Raw genomic sequence first — 16,391 nt, 5'->3', positions numbered from 1 at the left:
ACGCACGCCTGCCGCGCTCCTAGGATGCGGTCATGGCATTGCACTGGTCCGGCACCGGCATCGAAGTCCACAAGCACGTCGTGCGCCCCATCGAAGGTGACTTGCCCAGTGGCTTCCCCGACGACTTCGACAACAACGTCTTCACCATCCGCTGTACCGAAACCGGCGAGGCGATGCTCATCGACGCCGCGAACGAGCACGAGCGTCTGCTCGAGGTGTGCCAGGCGCTCGGCGTGACCAAGGTTGTCGAGACGCACGGTCATTGGGACCACATACAGGCGGTCCCGGCCATTCGCGACGCGGGCATCGAGGTGGGCATCACCGCAGAGGACTCGTCGATGCTGCCGAGTTACGACTTCATTCTCGAAGACGACTCGGTCATTGAGGTGGGTCGCCTGCGGATCCGCACCATCCACAACCCCGGTCACACCGCTGGCTCCATGAGCTTCCACATCGTGGGCACGCCGCTGCTGTTCACCGGCGACACGCTCTTCCCGGGCGGACCCGGCGCAACGGGATTCGGCGGCGACTTCGATCAGATCATCCGCAGCATCGAGGACCGGATGTTCTCGGCGTTCGGGGGCGACACGATGGTGCTGCCCGGTCACGGCCTCGACACCACGATCGGCAACGAGTCACCGCATCTGCAGGAGTGGATCGACCGAGGCTGGTAAGCCGCTGGGTCTCACACGTCGCTACGCGCGACGGCTGGGTCTAACCCGTCGCCACCCGGCGACCGAGCGACCTGAACGCTATGTAGAACGTCACGATGGCGAGTCCAACGATGGCGGCGGCTCCCTTGAGGATCATGAGCCCGTCCCAGCCTTCGAACAGGATCGCCCGCATCGCCTCCATGAGATAGGTGACCGGGTTCCACGCCGCCACCGTGCGGAGCCAGCCTGACATCAGCTCTCGAGGCAGGAATGACGGCGTCAGGAACGCGAACGGGAAGAAGATCAAGAACGACGAGTTCACCGCCGCCGGATTCCCGGTGCGCAGCGCAACCGTGTAGGGGATGCCGCTGTACGCAATGCTCCAGGCAATTGCGAGCAGCAAGAAGACCAAGAACCCCAAGAAGCCGGTCTCGAACCACACCCCGAAGCCAAGGCCCATCGCGACCACGAACAGGGCCAGTCCGAGCGCCATCACGATGTCAGCCACCATCAGCCCGAACAGCAGCGTGGACCGGCGAATCGGCGTCACGAGCATCCGGTCGAGATAGCCGGACTGAATGTCGATCACGAGCACGCTGGCCCGAGAAATGCCCGTGACGGCAAAGATGATCGCGACGGGAAGCTGGAAAGCCCGGTAGTCGAGGCCGACATTGCTCCCCGAAGGCGCCTGACCCTCCACGAACGACTCCAGAGCGCCGGTATTCACGACAAAGAAGAAGACGGGGATGATCAGCGCTGGGATCAGGTACTCGGGTTCGCGCACCACGCTTCGGACAGCCCGCCTGGAGATCGTCGCTATGTCGGTCAGGAAGCCGACGCCGTGGGTCAGGCCTCCCCCCGGGGCGACAGCGGCTTCGGTCATGACTCGTCTCCCGCTGCGGCGTGCGCGCCGTCGGGGTGTGTGCCTGGGACGACCGAGTCGGCCTGGTCTGCAGCAGCCTCTTCGGCTGCGGATGTGCTCTCTGCAGCAGCCTCTTCGGCTGCGGCCATGCGGTAGCCGGTCGCCTGCAGGAACACGTCGTCGAGCGAGGGCGTCCGCACGGTGAGCGCTGTTGGATGCACGTCGGCACCGGCCAGCGCCACAGCGACGGCACCGACGAGCCCCGCGCCATCCGAAGTCGCAATGGTGATGCCGTGGCGACTCACAGTCACTTCGTCAGCCTGAGGCACGGCTTTCGCTGCCTCCGCCGCGCGAGCAATATCTTCGGGCTCGAGATCCACCACGATCACGTCGGAGCCCACGGCGCGCTTCAGCTCGGTGGGGGTGCCCTGTTGCACGATGCGACCGTCGGCCAAGATCGCCACCCGATCAGCCAGCACATCGGCTTCTTCCAGGTATTGCGTCGTCAGGAAGACCGTCACGCCCAGCTCGTCATTGAGGCGGCGCACCTCGTCCCACACCTGGGTTCGGCTCACAGGGTCGAGGCCCGTTGTGGGCTCGTCCAAGAAGATCACCTCCGGTGCGTGGATCAGCGACGCCGCTAGGTCCAGCCGCCGCTTCATTCCGCCGCTGTAGGTGGAGATACGGGCATCGATGGCGTCGCCAATGTCGGCGAGGTCGATAGCTCGCTCAATGGATGCAGCGCGGTCGGCGGGGCGCAGCCCATAGAGCCGAGCCTGCAGGTCAAGGATCTCGCGGCCCGTCTGCTTCTCGTCGAGCGCTGCGTCTTGCATGGCGACGCCGATGCGGATGCGGACCTCACCGGGATTCTTCGCCACGTCGTAGCCGGCAACCTTGGCGGTGCCCGCCGTCGGGCGCAGCAGCGTGCACAGCATGCGCACGGTCGTGCTCTTGCCAGCGCCGTTCGGACCCAGAAAGCCGAAGATCTCGCCTTGGCGGACCAGCAGATCTACGCCGTCGACCGCCCTCACCGAACCGAAGTCGCGGACGAGTCCATGGGCCTCAACGGCCGTTACTGACCCGTCAGACGTCGCCTCAGACACGGGCGGCAGGCTACCGAGCCGCATGCCGAGCAGACGGACGCTCTCGGGGGTTCAGGATGTTGGGGACAGCGACGGGAGCACGTCAATATGGCGAGTGGTGGATTCCCACGCGTGGGCCAACTCGAGCACCGAGCGGTCGGCTCGATGGCGGCCTACCAGTTGCAGGCCGACGGGCAGGCCGTCGGCGGTGAAGCCGGCGGGCACTGAGACGGCGGGGTGGGTCGTGACGGTGATGTCGCTGCACGAGCGCATCCAGTCGATGTAGGTCTCGAATTCGACCCCGTCGATTTCGGTGGGGTATTCGACCTCGACATCGAAGGGCGGCACCTGGGTGGTCGGGCACGCAAGGAACTCGAAGCCGCCATCGGCAGGGGACATGAACGCATCGACGCCGGCGAACAGCTGGGTGTGGCGACGGCAGACGTCGGTGTACTCGCCGATGGACATGGCGAGACCCTGTTCGATGTTCCACGCCACTGTGTGTTTCAGCTGGTCCCGGTACTGCTCCAGCAGCGGCCCGAAACCCACGGCAAACAGCCACGCCCGCCGGGCCTGGAAGATCTGCGGGGCATCGGACAGGTCCGGCCAGGCCTCGACGACCTCGCAGCCCAAGTCGGTGAGCACATCAGGCACGTTCGCCGTCGCGGCCCGCACCGCAGGATCGATGGGCAGTCCGCCCGCATCGAGCGACCACGCCACCCGCACGCCGCGCAGATCTCGCTCCAGCGAGCCTGCAAAGACCTCCGGCGACTCCTGGTTCGACACCGGCGAGCGGGCATCGGGACCGGCGAGCGCCTGCAGGAAGAACGCCACGTCGGTCACGGTCCGCCCCATCGGGCCTTCGACGGCCAACGGGAACCAAGCGTCCTGCGAGGTGGTTGACGGCACCCGTCCTGGGGATGGCCGGAAGCCCACGATGTTGCAGAACGCGGCAGGGTTGCGCAGCGAGCCACCGAGGTCCGAGCCGTCGCACAGCGGCAGCATCCGGGTAGCCAGTGCAACCGCTGCTCCCCCGCTGGAACCTCCGCATGTCTTGGCAACGTTGTAGGGGTTGCGGGTGATGCCGAACACCGGATTGAACGTGTGCGAGCCGGCGCCGAACTCGGGTGTGTTGGTTTTGCCCACCATGACTGCCCCCGCCTGGTGCTGACGCTCGACCACCAGCGCATCGATGTCCGGCACGAAGTCTGCGAACAGCGGCGAGCCCAACGTGGTGCGAACACCGGCGGTGAGCGCCAGATCCTTGTGCGCCACCGGCAGACCATGCAGCAACCCGAGCGACTCGCCGCGGGCGTGGGCTTCATCGGCCGCAGCAGCCCGCTCGGCGGCCAGTTCGGGCGTGAATGTCACAATCGCATTCACGGCCGGATTGACCTGGCTGATGCGTTCAAGGTGTGCCGCGAGCAATTCTCGCGCCGAGATCTCACCGTTCGCCAGCATCGCCGCCATCTGCGTCGCCGTCAGCCCGCAGATGCCCGCTTCGTCCCCAGAGCGCGTGTCCATCGGTTCATTCGACCACAGCCGCCGCCTAGGTTGCAGCCCATGAGCCAGTCATTCACTGCTGGGACCAGCGATGAGAACCGTCGCACCGGCCAAACCGTCGAGCTGCTGCAGACCCTGATCCGCAATGAGTGCGTCAACTACGGCACAACGGAGTCCGGGGGCGAGGTTCGCAACTCCGACACCATTCAGGCCTACCTGGAGGGTGCAGGCCTGGATCTTGAGGTGTTCGATGCGGCTCCGGGCCGGCGGTCGCTCGTGACCCGTATCGAAGGCAGCGATCCGAATGCGCCCACCCTGTGCCTGATGGGTCACACCGACGTGGTGCCGGTCAATCCCGACGGCTGGAGCCGCGACCCATTCGGAGGCGAACTCATCGATGGCGAGGTGTGGGGCCGCGGCGCGGTGGACATGCTGAACCTGACGTCCTCGATGGCGGTGGCATTCCGGCACATGGCCGAAACGGGCTACCGACCCAAAGGCGACCTCATCTACTTCGCCTGCGCCGACGAGGAGGCCGGCTCGGCCTACGGGGCTCGCTGGATGGCCGAGAACCACCCTGATGCAATCGGTGCCGACTACGTGCTGACCGAGAACGGCGGTTTGCACTCGGGCTCGCCCGAAGCTCCTTTCATCGGCATGAACGTGGGTGAGAAGGGCGTGGCCTGGCGGCGCCTGCGGGTACGGGGCGTGCCCGGGCACGGCTCACGACCGTTCCGGCAGGAAAACGCCCTCGTCAGGGCAGCCGCAGTGGTGCACCGGATCTCGCAGTACCACCCGCCGCCGAGGTTCCATGAGCTGTGGCGGGAACAGGTCGACACGCTCGGTGTCGACGACGAGACCCGGGCGATCATGCTGGACGAGGCACTCATCGAGGACTGGCTGGATGCCCATCCCAGCGCGTCGGTGGCAGCGCACCTGTACTCGTGCACCCATACCTCGTTCTCGCCGAACGTCATCGGCGCGCCCACGTTGATGAAAATCAACGTGATCCCCGACCACGTCGACATCGAGGTGGATGTGCGCACGCTGCCGGGTGAGGGCGCAGCGGAGGTGCAGGCGCACCTGGATGAGGCGCTCGGCGACCTGGCGGACGATGTCGAGGTTGAGATCATCATGAACGATCCCGCTTCGGTCAGCCGCGTCGAGACACCGCTGTGGGATGCGCTGCAGGTGGCGGTGGGGCGGCGGTTCCCGACTGCTCGGCTCACCCCGCAGCTCATCATCGGGTTCACCGACTCCCGCGTGTACCGCGACATGGGCGCTGTGGCCTATGGGGCCGGTCTGTTCAGCCCCGATCTGGACGGCGGCGACTATGGCGCCCGCTTCCACGGCAACGACGAGCGCATAGACGTCGAATCACTCGCGCTGACCACTCAACTCTGGCTCGACGTGGTCGACAGCCTCTGGAACTAGCGTCCTTTGGGCAATGGGAGCGAGATCGGGTGTCTGAGGGCGAAGTTGTCAGCAAGGGCGTCGGCGAGCTGGCCTACTGGTCGAAACGCAAGGACGCCGAAGGGAAGCTCGATAACTACTGGTTCGAGCGCTTCTACACCGATCACTTCGGCCTGACCCACGACGACTACCGCGACAAGCGGGTGCTCGACATCGGCTGCGGCCCCCGGGGGTCGCTGGAGTGGGCAACGATGGCCCGCGAACGCGTAGGCGTGGATCCGCTGGCTGACGATTACCTGCAGATGGGAGCTGCCGAACACGCGATGACCTACGTCGCAGCCGGCGCGGAAACAATCCCGTACCCCGATGCCAGCTTCGACATCGTCTGCTCGTTCAACTCGCTCGACCACGTCGACGATCTCGAAGCTGCGGTCGCCGAGATGAAGCGCCTCACGGCCCCCGGCGGCCTGCTGCTCGTGATCACCGACGTGCACGATCGCCCGACGCCCCAAGAGCCGATCTGTTTCGACTGGGACGTGGTCGAGCACTTCGCGCCCGAATTCGCCATCCAGTCGTTTCGCTGTCTGGAAAAGTTCGGCAACGGCGCGTACCAGAGCGCCGAGCAGAACATCTTGTTCGACCACGCGAACACCGAACGCCGCTACGGGGTGCTGACAGCGAGGTTCATACGGGTCTCCGATGCCCAACCAGACGCGTCAGCCGAGCCTGAAGCGTCCGAACCAGAACCCGAAGCCCCGGATTCTCCGACGCCGTCGGAACCGACCCTTGGCGAAGCCGCCACGCAGTTGGCGGCTGCAGCCATGCGCACCATCCGATCCAGCTCGGAGCAGATCGTCGAGCGCGTCGAGCGAGCTAGGCGCGACCGGCACAGTTGACGGCGCAGGCGATCGGCGACACCCGCCATCTCCATCAGGGGCGCCGGTTGGGGCATTTCGGGCCAGCCATACACTGCGTCTGATGGCATTGGGCGACACAGCGGCGGGAGGCGCGGCAGCCGACATTGCGCCGGACGCTGCGGGGGGCGCACTCCTCTTCGAGATCGACGGCTTGGGTGTCCGAGCTGTCGACGGGCCGCAGATCCTCCAGAGCGTGGATCTGACAGTCAACGCGGGCGAGTGCCACGCCATCATGGGCCCCAACGGGTCGGGCAAATCGACGCTGGCCACCACGATCTTGGGGTCGCCCGAGTACGAGGTCACCGGCGGTGAGATCCGGTATCGCGGCGACGACATCTCCGAATGGGATCCCGATGCCCGCTCCAAGGCCGGCCTGTTCCTGGCCTTCCAGTACCCCCAGCACATCCCTGGCGTATCGGTGCGCAACTTCTTGCGTCAAGCAGTTTCGGCACGCCGTGGCGAAGACGTGTCGGCGATCGAGATCTATGTCGCCATGGGCGAATGGATGTCACGGCTCGGCATGGACGAGTCGTTCATGGACCGCTACCTCAACGAGGGGTTCAGCGGCGGCGAGCGCAAGCGCAACGAGATCCTGCAGCTGGCCTTGCTGGAGCCCGATGTGGCAGTGCTCGACGAGACCGATTCGGGACTCGACATCGACGCGTTGCGGGTGGTCGCGACTGGTCTGCAGCAGGTTCGCGCCGAGCGGCCGCACATGGGCGTCGTGCTCATCACCCACTACGAGCGCCTGCTTGGCGAGATCGAGCCCGACCATGTGCATGTGCTGGTCGACGGGCGGATCGTGGCCTCGGGCGGTCCTGAACTGGCTGCCGAACTCGAACGCGACGGCTACGAGCCCTTCGAGCAGAAGGCCGCGGCGTGAGCACCGGGGGCGACGTCGCCATCGACGGCCCTATCGATGCGCCGGTGAAGGCGCAGTTCCCACTGCTCGAACGCAGCGTCCACGGCCATCCGATCGTCTACCTGGACTCTGCCGCGTCGTCGCAGAAGCCGGCGGCCGTGCTCGACGCCATGGACGACTACTACCGCACCGTCAACGCCAACGTCCATCGCGGCGCGTACGAGATCGCAGCGGCGGCAACCGAGCTGATGGAGAATGCCCGCGCTGACGTGGCTCGCTTCATTTCGGCGCCCAGTGCCGACGAGATCATCTTCACCAAGAACGCCACCGAGGCCATGAACCTGGTGGCCCGTTCATGGGGCGGCTCCAACCTGGGCCCGGCTGATGCGATTGTGCTCACCGAGATGGAGCACCACGCCAACATCGTCCCCTGGCACATCCTGGCCGCTGAGCGGGGTTTCGAGATCCGCTGGATTCCGATCACCGCCGACGGCTGCCTGGATCTGACGGACCTGGACCGCTTGCTCGACGGGGCGAAGCTGCTGTCGGTAACCGCCATGAGCAACGTGTTGGGCACGCTGAATCCCATCCCCCGGCTCGCGGCCGCCGCCCACGACGCAGGCGCGCTGATCAGCGTGGACGCCAGCCAGTACGTACCTCACCTGCCCACCGATGTGGGCGCTCTAGGCGCCGACTTCATGGTGTTCACCGGCCACAAGATGTGCGGCCCGACCGGTGTGGGCGTGCTGTGGGCGCGTTCCGATCTGCTCGAAGACATGCCGCCGTTCCTGGGTGGCGGCGAGATGATCCTTGACGTCACCAAGGAGGGCTTCCGGCCCAACACGGTGCCCCACAAGTTCGAAGCCGGCACCCCGCCTATCGCGGAGATCGTGGGCCTCGGGGCCGCCGTGCGGTACCTGGAAGGGCTCGGCATGGACGCCGTGCGCGCCCACGAAGTCAGCCTCACCGGGTATGCCCTGCGCACGCTCACGGACCGCCATGGCGACGACATCACCGTGCACGGTCCATCGGAGCCGGCCCAGCGCGGCGGCGTGCTGTCGTTCGTCTACCGCGACGTGCATCCCCACGACATCTCCCAAGTGCTCGACCAGAGTGGCGTGTGCGTGCGGGCGGGACACCACTGCGCCAAGCCGCTCATGCGATGCCTCGGCGTCACCGCCACGACGCGGGCATCGCTGTACGTGTACAACGACACTTCCGACGTAGATTCGCTAGCTGAGGCGCTCGACGAAGTCGGCGCACTGTTCGGCCGCTAGCGGCAACAGGACTGGGGCGGAACGAAACCCGATGGCTGGGCTCGAAGACCTGTACCGGGAGATCATCCTCGACCACTACCGGAACCCGCGCAACCGCGGCGAGCTGGAGAGCCCGCCGGCGCACCGCAGCGAGGGATTCAACCCCCTGTGCGGCGACGAGGTCGTGCTGACCTTCGAGATGGACGGCGACACGGTGACCGACTTGCGTGTCGGCGGGCAGGGCTGCTCGATCAGCCAGGCATCGGCATCGATGATGTCCTCCGCGGTTATTGGCAAGTCCGCTAACGAGATCCGTGATCTCACCCGGGCCTTCAAGGCCATGATGTCGATCCACGAGGAAGTCATCGGTGGGGACGGATCCGAGGCCCTCGATCGCGACGGCGGGGCGTCGAACGGCGGAGTGCTCCAACTCGGCGACTTGGAAGCGCTGCGGGGCGTGGTGAAGTTCCCGGTGAGAATCAAATGCGCGACGCTGGGCTGGAACGCGCTCGCCAGCGGCCTCGACGAGACATCCGGGGCGGAGTGAGCCTTCCGGCGGATCGGTCCGCCTGCACACAGCGATAAGGCGGGACCATGACTGAGCAGGCTGATCGCCGCGCTGAACTCGTCGAGCGGGCGCGGCAGGTTGCTCCGAAGCTGGCCGCCCGAGCGGCGGCCGATCCCTGGGCCCGTCAGATTGCCCCCGACGCCATCGACGAGTTGCGGGCCGCCGAGTTGCTCACGATCGGCCAACCGAGCGCCAATGGCGGTCAGGAACTCGACTGGATCACCTACCTCGAAGTGCATACGGCGCTAGCCGAGGGCTGCCCTTCGACCGCCTGGCTGGCGTGCGTGGGCAATGCCCACGCCTGGCTCGCAGGGCACTGGCCCGGTGCCTGCCAAGAGGAGATCTACGCCGACGGTCCGGACACCTACGTCGCCGGAGTGCTGACCGATCGTGGCGACACAGTCCGGGTCGACGGAGGTTGGACGCTCAACGGCTTCTGGCCGTTCGGGTCAGGCATCGACCACGCTGGCTGGATTGTCCTGGGCGGTCACATCCCGTCACCAAACGGCGGCGAGCCCATTTCGGGCATGTTCGTCCTGCCCGCGAAGGACATCGCTTTCCTCGACGACTGGCATGCCAGCGGTCTGCGGGCCACGGGCAGCAGCAGCATCGTGGCCAAGGATGTCTTCGTGCCCGAACACCATTTTGTCCCCGGCGAGGTGCTGGCTTCAGGCGACACACCCGGCATGGCCCGCAACCAGGGTTGGATCCAGCGCAGCGCGCTCATGCCGACTTTGGCGTACGCCCTCACGCCGGTCGCGATCGGTGCCGCCCGGGCATCGCTCGCAGCGTTCGCCGAAGAGGTCGACGGCAAGGTCATCAGCCACGTCGACGTGCTGCAGACCGATTGGCCGCTGACACACCGGCAGTTCGCCGAGTCTCATGCGCTCGTCGACCAGGGCGAGCTGCTGCTGCGGCGAACCGCGGAGCTGATCACCGAGACCGCACGCAACGGGGAGTTCATGGAGCTCGGGCTGCGAGCACGGGTGCGGCTCGACTGTGCCTATGCCGTGCGACGGTGCCTAGAAGCCGTAGAAACGCTCTACCTGGCAACCGGGGGACGCGGCGTGCGCGACACCAACCGCATCGGCCGCTTCCAAGCCGACCTGCAGGCCATCAACATGCACGCGATCACCGCGCTCGACCCAGCGTTGGAGGGCTACGGCCGCATCCTCATGGGCCACCCACCCCGCACCCCCCGCCTCTAGCGATTTGCGGTGCTCAACTGAGTGCGTCAGAGTTCTACGCGGAGGTCGCGCCAGCGCCAGGGTGAGTCCGCAATGAGCAGCTCGGGGTCACCCGTCCAGAGCTCGGCATCATGGGCCACGGCGGTGGCCGCAGCGAACGCGTCTGCATAGGACATTCGATACTCCGACTTGAGCGTCGCCGCCTCGATGACTCGTGAGGCGGTTGGGATCTCAGCCGTAACGTTTCCCAAGAGCCGGGGCAGCACACGATCTGCGAGTGGCGATCCCCAGCGACGCCGAGTCGAGTAGTACACCTCGCCGACGTTGATCCACGACATCACGGCTTCGCTGCCTTCGAGCAACTCGGACATCCGGCGCTCAAGCGATTCCCTGCCCTGCATGAACTGCATGACCGGCCAAGCGTCCAGCACGACCGCCATCAGCCAGAGTGACCGTGGGTCTCGTCATCGGCCAGCGATGCCCCGTACCGGGCCAAGCGAGCTTCCTCACGCTCACGATCGGCTCGCCGTTCTGCGAGCAAGTCCTCGGTCAAGTCGGGTTCGCTCGGCAAGCAGCCGAACAACGAGGACAGGTCGGTCACGCGGCGCACGCTCACCGCGTCGCCGTCGCACCAGAAGCTCACACGATCGCCCGGCCGGATGCCGAGTTGGTCACGGATCTCCTTCGGAATCACGACTTGGCCTTTCAGCCCCACCCGATGAGTCATACCAATGAGTATAACCCCGTCCAGTTGGCCGGTCCCGTTGGGAGTCGTCGAGGCTGCGTGCCGCGTGGACACCGCAATCTAGGCGTCAACCGGGCGGTATTCGGCGCCGATGCCTGCCATAGCAGCCCGGATTCTCGGCCCGTCATCACCAGACCACACGCACAAGGGCGCAGCTAGATGCTCCGCGGCAGCCACAGCCTCCGCTCCGAGGCTGGACAGCCGGTACGAGTCGGCCAGCTCGGCCATGCGAAACGCGAGCACGCGCATCGGCACGACTTCGATGTCTTCACTCAACGTCGCCAGACGTCGGCCGAGCGCGTGACGAGCAGCCCGGGGCCATGAGCCGGTGAGCGCACCGCCGGCAGCCGTTACCACGCTTCGGCAGAGCCGCACCAAGTAGAGGTTCGTCGTCGCAGGCGAATGCTCAGCCAAAGTTCGCGCGAGGTCGGAGCCCGCTTCGTCTGCCAGCAGATCACGCAAGAGATGATCGTCAAGGACGACCTGACTCATGTGGTGGCAAGCTCTGGATCGTCGTCGAGGGTTCGGACGAAGCTGGCGTGCTCGTCACGGCTCAAGAGGTCACCGAGGAGTCGACGCCCTTGCCCGATAGGGACGGTGAGCACCCCAAATCCAAGATCGAGAACGTCCACCGGGCCGCCATCGTCCAAATCCCATCGATGGCGTACCGCGGCCGGCAGCGACATCTGCCCCGACGAGGACACCAAGTACTCGCGCACGGAACTCATGCTTGGAGCCTACTTGGCAGCGCACCTTCGTATACCAAGTGACTCTGAGGCAAGTTGCCCGTGCGCGCCACGATTGCGCAGGCGCCCGGCTGCTGCAGTCGGAGCAGCCGTCCGTGGGCGGCGGGCATCCCCAAGCGCTGCCCGCCCCTGCAAGACTGTCTCGTCGCGGCGGCTTAGGTCGGGACGGAGGACGAATGCCTCGGTGCAAAACCTGTTCATCACCGATGATCAAAGAAGTTGCCGATGCCCGCCCGAGCAAGGGCCAACGCATGTGGGTGTGCCAATCTTGCTCGTCGCAGCACCATTCGCCCCGGCCTGAAGATACGCCGCCGGCCGGCATCCCGACACGACGTGCTGCTGCCCGAAGAGCGTGGCAACGGCCGACCACGAGGCGGTCAAGCCCGACGAGACAGTTGCTGAGATGAGCCAGTTCGTCCCGCAGCGTCGAGTGCTGTGGAGCGACAGCACAGTCGCTCATCGGGCCAAGAACGGCTGGCGCGCCTACTACGCGAGTGCCGGCGCATCGCTGAGATCCGTTCCTGACAAGCAATGGGCCTCGCTTGCGAACTGCTGGGTAGCGCGCCGGGTGCCTCGCGGCACGACCCGGCCGCCTGCGGAATCTGGCCGTCGACGGGTGGTTGCAACTTTGCGCAAACTGCTTGCCCGAGGCAGTACGCCCCCGCTGCATCCTGATGCCGAACGTCTCCTCCTTCGGCGGCAGGGCTTGGGGGGCCGAATCATCGGGACCGGCATACGAGGCGATATGACACCGAAGCTTGATCCGCCTTGGTCGCTCGCGCAGGGGGCATTCGCCGTCCCGGACAGAGGTCAAGCCTCATTCGAACAGGGCTTGACCGATGCCGCATCGCAATCGGAGGCAGACTTCGTCCGATTGGTGCAGGAACGAGTGCCTCATGCCGTGAGGTGGCTCACGCCGCAACCGGCACTGGATGCGCTGTTGGCATCGGGCAGCCGCGATGTCGGCCGCGCGACGAAGCCTGCATCCCTGCAGGAGGATCGGCGCCGCAACGACTTCCTGTGCTCGGCACCGGGCGCGGCGCCATTCGTCATCGAGATCGACGGCCCGCAACACCACGAAGAGCAGGCAGCCGACGATCTGCGGGACGCAGCACTCAAGGACATCGGTATCCAGACGTTTCGAATTCCTACCAACGAGCTGCACGCTGGCCCGCAGCGGCACGACGGCCTCGATCGGACGTTGGACGAGCTGCGACGACTCCCGGCGCCCTCCCAGAATCCCGACTCGCTGGTGTGGGCGGCAATTCAGGTCCACCGCCTGGTGCTGGGATTGTGCGAAGCGATGGATGCTGGCTGGCTTGATGGCGACACATGGCACATCGAAGTGCGCGATCCCGCCTCCGGTGCCGTGGAACTCGTGGGCCCATACCTAGGGCTGCTGGACGCGCTCGACGTCATGTGGAACAACGGTGCGTCAGCGCCGCACTGCGTGGTGTTCTCGTGCGATGTCCAGTCACGCCAGTACGTGCGCATCGCACCTGGAGTGTTCGCGGAACGCCCGTTCAGCGGACAACCATCCGACGTCGCAGCCGTGCAGATTCGGCTCGACTGCGACCGCACGCCGTGTGAGCCATTGCCAGACGACCCAGACGAGCGGACCGTCATTGTTCGCTCCTGTGGAGTTCCCGTCCTGCCCGCCGATGAGACCCGAGGATTGCCTGAACGCATCACGGCCTTCGAACGGTGCGAATCCGATGACGACCAGCGAGCCGCCATCGAAGCCGTGCTGAAAGCGGTGTTTGCCAAGGAGGCGCTGCGCGAAGGTCAGCTGGAGGCCATCACCGAGATCCTCGAAGGCCGTGACTGTGCGGTGTTGCTGCCAACCGGCGGTGGCAAGAGCATGATCTACCAGCTCGCAGGCCTGTGCATGCCAGGCGTCACGCTGGTGATCGACCCAATCAACGCCCTGATCGAGGATCAGATCGAGGGTCTGCTCAGCCACGGCATCGACCGCAGCCTCGGCATCACTAGCGAATCGAGAGATCTTCAGGATCAACTCGGGGAGGCCTGCTTTGCCTTTCTGTCACCCGAACGTCTGCAGCGCCAGCAGTTTCGCAACCAGCTGACTGAGATCTCCAAGCAGTCGCCGGTGAATATCGCGGTAGTCGACGAAGCTCACTGCGTCTCGGAATGGGGTCACGATTTTCGCACCGCCTACCTCAATTTCGGCACCACGTTGCGGCACGTGTGCCGAGGTGAGACAGGCCCGCCCCCGCTGCTGGCGCTCACCGGGACGGCATCGCGGCCCGTGCTGAAGGATGTCCTGCACCAGCTCGGGATCTCGCAGACACGCGAGAATTCCGTCATTCGGCCGGCCACGTTCAACAGGCCCGAGTTGAACTACCGAGTCGTGCGGACGCAGCCAGAGCGCCGCGAGGCCGAACTCAAAGGCGAGCTGCGTGCATTGCCGAGCAGGTTCGATGCAACGAGCACCACGTTCTTTGTGCCAGAGGTTGGCTACTCCGGCATCGTCTTCGTGCGCACCGTGAAAGGCCCTAAGGGCGTGACCCCGACGTGGGAGGCAGTACGGGAGTTGGATCGATCGGCCACGAGATACTCGGGCGGGGCACCCGAGGGCGTGAGGCCAGCGGAATTCCCGCTCCTGAAGAAGCGGTGGGCCGCGGACTTCAAGCAAGACCGCGCCGCCACCATGGTTGCCACCAATGCCTTCGGTATGGGGATCGACAAGTCGAACATCCGGTGGGTGATCCACTACGGACTGCCGAGTTCGATCGAAGCCTTCTACCAAGAGGTCGGCCGTGCCGGCCGAGACGGAGACCCAGCTTGGTGTGTGTGGATCCTCAGCGACGACGATCACGACCTGAACGAGCAACTGCTGCGCACCGGGCACAAGTCCGACAAGTGGGACGATGTCAGCACCGCACTGTACTTTCTCCATCAGTCATTTCCGCCACGTTCAGCAGAGCAGAGCGCGCTCATGACCGTCTACGACAGGCTGTCGTCCAACAGGAACCAGATCCGGCTGGCCGTTGACGGGAGCGATAGCAGCGTCGGCAAGCGGGCGCTGCACCGCTTGGCGGTCTTGTCGAACGTCACGGATTACACCATCGAAGGATTCGGCAAGGACGAGGTCGCCCAGGTCCGAAGCCAGCAGAGTTCCCCCGATGACATCGTCGAAGGCCTGCTGAGCTTCGTGGAGCGCAGCGCTCCCGGCCGGCTCGAGAGCGTCCGATCGGAAGCAGACCAGCACTACCCGACAGTGAGAGACGCCGTCGAGCAGTGCGGCAAGCTCCTCATCGATGTCATGTACGACACGGTGATGCAAGCACGGCTGCGGAGCCTGCGGGAGATGTGGCTGGTGGCTAGCGAGGCTGAGTCCGACGGCGAAGCCCTGCGGGACCGCATTCTCGCATATCTCAACGAGGGCGATATCTCCCGCCGCATGGAGGAACTGGCCGACCAACCGACGTTCTCCTTCGACGACTGGCTGACGAACTGGGTCTCCCATGGCGGCGAGCCAGCGGCGCGTTCGCTTTCAGATGAGTCGCCCGACGAGGTGGCAGGCATCTTCGTCTCCGAGAGCGATACGCAAGAATGGCGGTCGGCGGCTGCTCGACTGCTCGGTTCCTACCCTGAGCATCCCGGGCTGCTTGCGAGCCGCGGCTTGGCCGAGGCGATGCTGCGTGATGGCGACCTGCGTCAGTTCGAGCAGAACATGTCGGACGCGCTCACCTCGGCGCTCGAACTCTACGAAACAGACCGCAGCGAGGTCGAACAGTTGCTGGCTGAGTTGGTACGTGCACTTACCGGCCGCAATGGCGACATCATGGAATATGCGTTAGCCAGCTCCGCGCTGGACCGGGCGGAGCGAGATCCATACCACCTCGCAACCGGCCTGCTCGGCGCCGTGACGAGCGCGAAGGCAGTAGGCGGCGAATTCACAGGCTGGCTCGACGACCATTGGCATCAACACCAACAACTCGCCGTCCTCAAGTTGGCGCAGTCGGTCGAGTTCGCCAATGACGTTGGGGACGCAGCACTAGCCCATTACGAGGGGACGAGATGATTGAGACTGAGACTGAGATCACTTTCGACGCAGTTCGTCAGCGCTGGAGTGAGTCCCTGGAGGCATTGGAAGCACTGCACGGGCGCCTCGCGACGCTGGGCGAGGCAGAAGAACGCCAGACTTCGGCCGCGGATTCCCTTGACGCAGCAGCGGCGGCGATGCGCAACTCAGCAATCAGCATCGATGGCGCGGCGGAGGTGGCCAGCAGTGCTCTGACACAACTACAGGCGACGTTGGAAGCGGCCCATCAACTGCTTGACGGTGAGCCGTTGCGAAACCTCCGACAGGCCATGACCGAACAACAGTCCGCCTTCAGCGAAGATCTCAACAGCCTCCGCAACCTGCTCTCATCCAAGCTGGAAGCGCTTGAGAACGAGCGAGAGGAAGCTCGTGAACAACGTGACGTGCTCCAACGGCGAGTTGACCAGTTCGAATCGGCCATCGCTCGCATATCCGAAAAGCAGCGCCAGAAGCTGAATCAGAAGTTCGGCCTGTCCTGAAGGCGCGACCGGACGACACGTCGTCTCTGCGGGCCGTCGGCACTTCAGG

The 16,391-nt window shown here is 65.4% G+C and carries 16 protein-coding genes; 9 read left to right on the top strand and 7 right to left on the bottom strand.

Going from position 1 to position 16,391, the window contains the following annotated elements; all coding sequences use genetic code 11:
• Nucleotides 1–32 precede the first annotated feature (32 nt).
• Entirely contained in the window at nt 33–674 is a 642-nt protein-coding gene (locus ACOQPH_RS01920) for an MBL fold metallo-hydrolase (RefSeq protein WP_420623073.1), read from the top strand.
• A 40-nt stretch (nt 675–714) separates the two neighbouring features.
• On the opposite strand, the gene ACOQPH_RS01915 is transcribed toward ACOQPH_RS01920, so the two are convergent.
• The 3 genes from ACOQPH_RS01915 to ACOQPH_RS01905 are packed head-to-tail and all read right to left on the bottom strand — an operon-like array spanning nt 715 to nt 4,121.
• Nucleotides 715–1,536: an ABC transporter permease gene (locus ACOQPH_RS01915; RefSeq protein WP_420623072.1), complete on the bottom strand. Its 822-nt coding sequence runs from the start codon at nt 1,534–1,536 to the stop codon at nt 715–717.
• A complete protein-coding gene (locus ACOQPH_RS01910) occupies nt 1,533–2,618 on the bottom strand; it encodes an ATP-binding cassette domain-containing protein (protein WP_420623071.1) in 1,086 nt (361 codons plus the stop codon). The genes ACOQPH_RS01915 and ACOQPH_RS01910 overlap by 4 nt, the downstream gene beginning before the upstream one ends.
• Nucleotides 2,619–2,669: 51 nt before the next feature.
• Nucleotides 2,670–4,121, bottom strand: a complete 1,452-nt coding sequence (locus ACOQPH_RS01905; RefSeq protein WP_420623070.1) for an amidase — start codon at nt 4,119–4,121, stop codon at nt 2,670–2,672.
• Nucleotides 4,122–4,160: 39 nt separating this feature from the next.
• Between ACOQPH_RS01905 and ACOQPH_RS01900 the strand changes: the two genes are divergently transcribed.
• The 6 genes from ACOQPH_RS01900 to ACOQPH_RS01875 all read left to right on the top strand — a co-directional run bounded on the left by ACOQPH_RS01900 (nt 4,161) and on the right by ACOQPH_RS01875 (nt 10,324).
• Complete coding sequence (locus ACOQPH_RS01900; protein WP_420623069.1) at nt 4,161–5,534, top strand: M20/M25/M40 family metallo-hydrolase; 1,374 nt, start codon at nt 4,161–4,163, stop codon at nt 5,532–5,534.
• A gap of 29 nt (nt 5,535–5,563) precedes the next feature.
• Nucleotides 5,564–6,409 (top strand): class I SAM-dependent methyltransferase, encoded by an 846-nt coding sequence (locus tag ACOQPH_RS01895; protein ID WP_420623068.1) that lies wholly within the window; start codon nt 5,564–5,566, stop codon nt 6,407–6,409.
• A gap of 82 nt (nt 6,410–6,491) precedes the next feature.
• Nucleotides 6,492–7,313, top strand: a complete 822-nt coding sequence (gene sufC, locus ACOQPH_RS01890) for a Fe-S cluster assembly ATPase SufC (protein ID WP_420623067.1) — start codon at nt 6,492–6,494, stop codon at nt 7,311–7,313.
• Nucleotides 7,310–8,569, top strand: a complete 1,260-nt coding sequence (locus ACOQPH_RS01885; protein WP_420623066.1) for a SufS family cysteine desulfurase — start codon at nt 7,310–7,312, stop codon at nt 8,567–8,569. The genes sufC and ACOQPH_RS01885 overlap by 4 nt, the downstream gene beginning before the upstream one ends.
• 31 nt (nt 8,570–8,600) lie before the next feature.
• Complete coding sequence (sufU, locus tag ACOQPH_RS01880) at nt 8,601–9,095, top strand: Fe-S cluster assembly sulfur transfer protein SufU (protein ID WP_419552267.1); 495 nt, start codon at nt 8,601–8,603, stop codon at nt 9,093–9,095.
• Between the two features lie 47 nt (nt 9,096–9,142).
• Nucleotides 9,143–10,324 (top strand): acyl-CoA dehydrogenase family protein, encoded by a 1,182-nt coding sequence (locus ACOQPH_RS01875; protein ID WP_420623065.1) that lies wholly within the window; start codon nt 9,143–9,145, stop codon nt 10,322–10,324.
• A 26-nt stretch (nt 10,325–10,350) separates the two neighbouring features.
• Here ACOQPH_RS01875 and ACOQPH_RS01870 read toward each other — a convergent pair whose 3' ends face one another.
• The 4 genes from ACOQPH_RS01870 to ACOQPH_RS01855 form a co-directional block, all read right to left on the bottom strand.
• On the bottom strand, nt 10,351–10,743 hold the full coding sequence (locus ACOQPH_RS01870; protein WP_420623064.1) for a PIN domain-containing protein: 393 nt from the start codon (nt 10,741–10,743) through the stop codon (nt 10,351–10,353).
• Complete coding sequence (locus ACOQPH_RS01865; protein ID WP_420623063.1) at nt 10,743–11,030, bottom strand: AbrB/MazE/SpoVT family DNA-binding domain-containing protein; 288 nt, start codon at nt 11,028–11,030, stop codon at nt 10,743–10,745. Before ACOQPH_RS01865 ends, ACOQPH_RS01870 begins: the two co-directional genes overlap by 1 nt.
• 78 nt (nt 11,031–11,108) lie before the next feature.
• Nucleotides 11,109–11,540 (bottom strand): hypothetical protein, encoded by a 432-nt coding sequence (locus ACOQPH_RS01860; RefSeq protein ID WP_420623062.1) that lies wholly within the window; start codon nt 11,538–11,540, stop codon nt 11,109–11,111.
• Nucleotides 11,537–11,776 (bottom strand): AbrB/MazE/SpoVT family DNA-binding domain-containing protein, encoded by a 240-nt coding sequence (locus ACOQPH_RS01855; protein ID WP_420623061.1) that lies wholly within the window; start codon nt 11,774–11,776, stop codon nt 11,537–11,539. Before ACOQPH_RS01855 ends, ACOQPH_RS01860 begins: the two co-directional genes overlap by 4 nt.
• Nucleotides 11,777–12,197: 421 nt before the next feature.
• On the opposite strand from ACOQPH_RS01855, the gene ACOQPH_RS01850 reads away from it, so the two are divergent.
• Both ACOQPH_RS01850 and ACOQPH_RS01845 read left to right on the top strand, forming a co-directional pair.
• The gene (locus ACOQPH_RS01850) at nt 12,198–15,842 is read left to right on the top strand and encodes a RecQ family ATP-dependent DNA helicase (RefSeq protein WP_420623060.1); all 3,645 of its coding nucleotides are present in this window, start codon (nt 12,198–12,200) and stop codon (nt 15,840–15,842) included.
• Nucleotides 15,839–16,342, top strand: a complete 504-nt coding sequence (locus ACOQPH_RS01845) for a hypothetical protein (RefSeq protein WP_420623059.1) — start codon at nt 15,839–15,841, stop codon at nt 16,340–16,342. Before ACOQPH_RS01850 ends, ACOQPH_RS01845 begins: the two co-directional genes overlap by 4 nt.
• Nucleotides 16,343–16,391 lie beyond the last annotated feature (49 nt).

Source organism: Candidatus Poriferisodalis sp. (assembly GCF_965221945.1).
Classification (GTDB): Bacteria; Actinomycetota; Acidimicrobiia; order Acidimicrobiales; family Poriferisodalaceae; genus Poriferisodalis.
Note: the sequence above shows the minus strand (reverse complement) of the source record. Positions and strands in the feature narration are given on the sequence as shown.

Coding starts and splice junctions, on each gene's coding strand:
- ACOQPH_RS01920 (WP_420623073.1), top strand. CDS start 33: ATGGCATTGCACTGGTCCGGCACCGGCATCGAAGTCCACAAGCACGTC.
- ACOQPH_RS01915 (WP_420623072.1), bottom strand. CDS start 1,536: ATGACCGAAGCCGCTGTCGCCCCGGGGGGAGGCCTGACCCACGGCGTC.
- ACOQPH_RS01905 (WP_420623070.1), bottom strand. CDS start 4,121: ATGGACACGCGCTCTGGGGACGAAGCGGGCATCTGCGGGCTGACGGCG.
- ACOQPH_RS01900 (WP_420623069.1), top strand. CDS start 4,161: ATGAGCCAGTCATTCACTGCTGGGACCAGCGATGAGAACCGTCGCACC.
- sufC (WP_420623067.1), top strand. CDS start 6,492: ATGGCATTGGGCGACACAGCGGCGGGAGGCGCGGCAGCCGACATTGCG.
- sufU (WP_419552267.1), top strand. CDS start 8,601: ATGGCTGGGCTCGAAGACCTGTACCGGGAGATCATCCTCGACCACTAC.
- ACOQPH_RS01875 (WP_420623065.1), top strand. CDS start 9,143: ATGACTGAGCAGGCTGATCGCCGCGCTGAACTCGTCGAGCGGGCGCGG.
- ACOQPH_RS01870 (WP_420623064.1), bottom strand. CDS start 10,743: ATGGCGGTCGTGCTGGACGCTTGGCCGGTCATGCAGTTCATGCAGGGC.
- ACOQPH_RS01865 (WP_420623063.1), bottom strand. CDS start 11,030: ATGACTCATCGGGTGGGGCTGAAAGGCCAAGTCGTGATTCCGAAGGAG.
- ACOQPH_RS01860 (WP_420623062.1), bottom strand. CDS start 11,540: ATGAGTCAGGTCGTCCTTGACGATCATCTCTTGCGTGATCTGCTGGCA.
- ACOQPH_RS01855 (WP_420623061.1), bottom strand. CDS start 11,776: ATGAGTTCCGTGCGCGAGTACTTGGTGTCCTCGTCGGGGCAGATGTCG.
- ACOQPH_RS01850 (WP_420623060.1), top strand. CDS start 12,198: ATGAGCCAGTTCGTCCCGCAGCGTCGAGTGCTGTGGAGCGACAGCACA.
- ACOQPH_RS01845 (WP_420623059.1), top strand. CDS start 15,839: ATGATTGAGACTGAGACTGAGATCACTTTCGACGCAGTTCGTCAGCGC.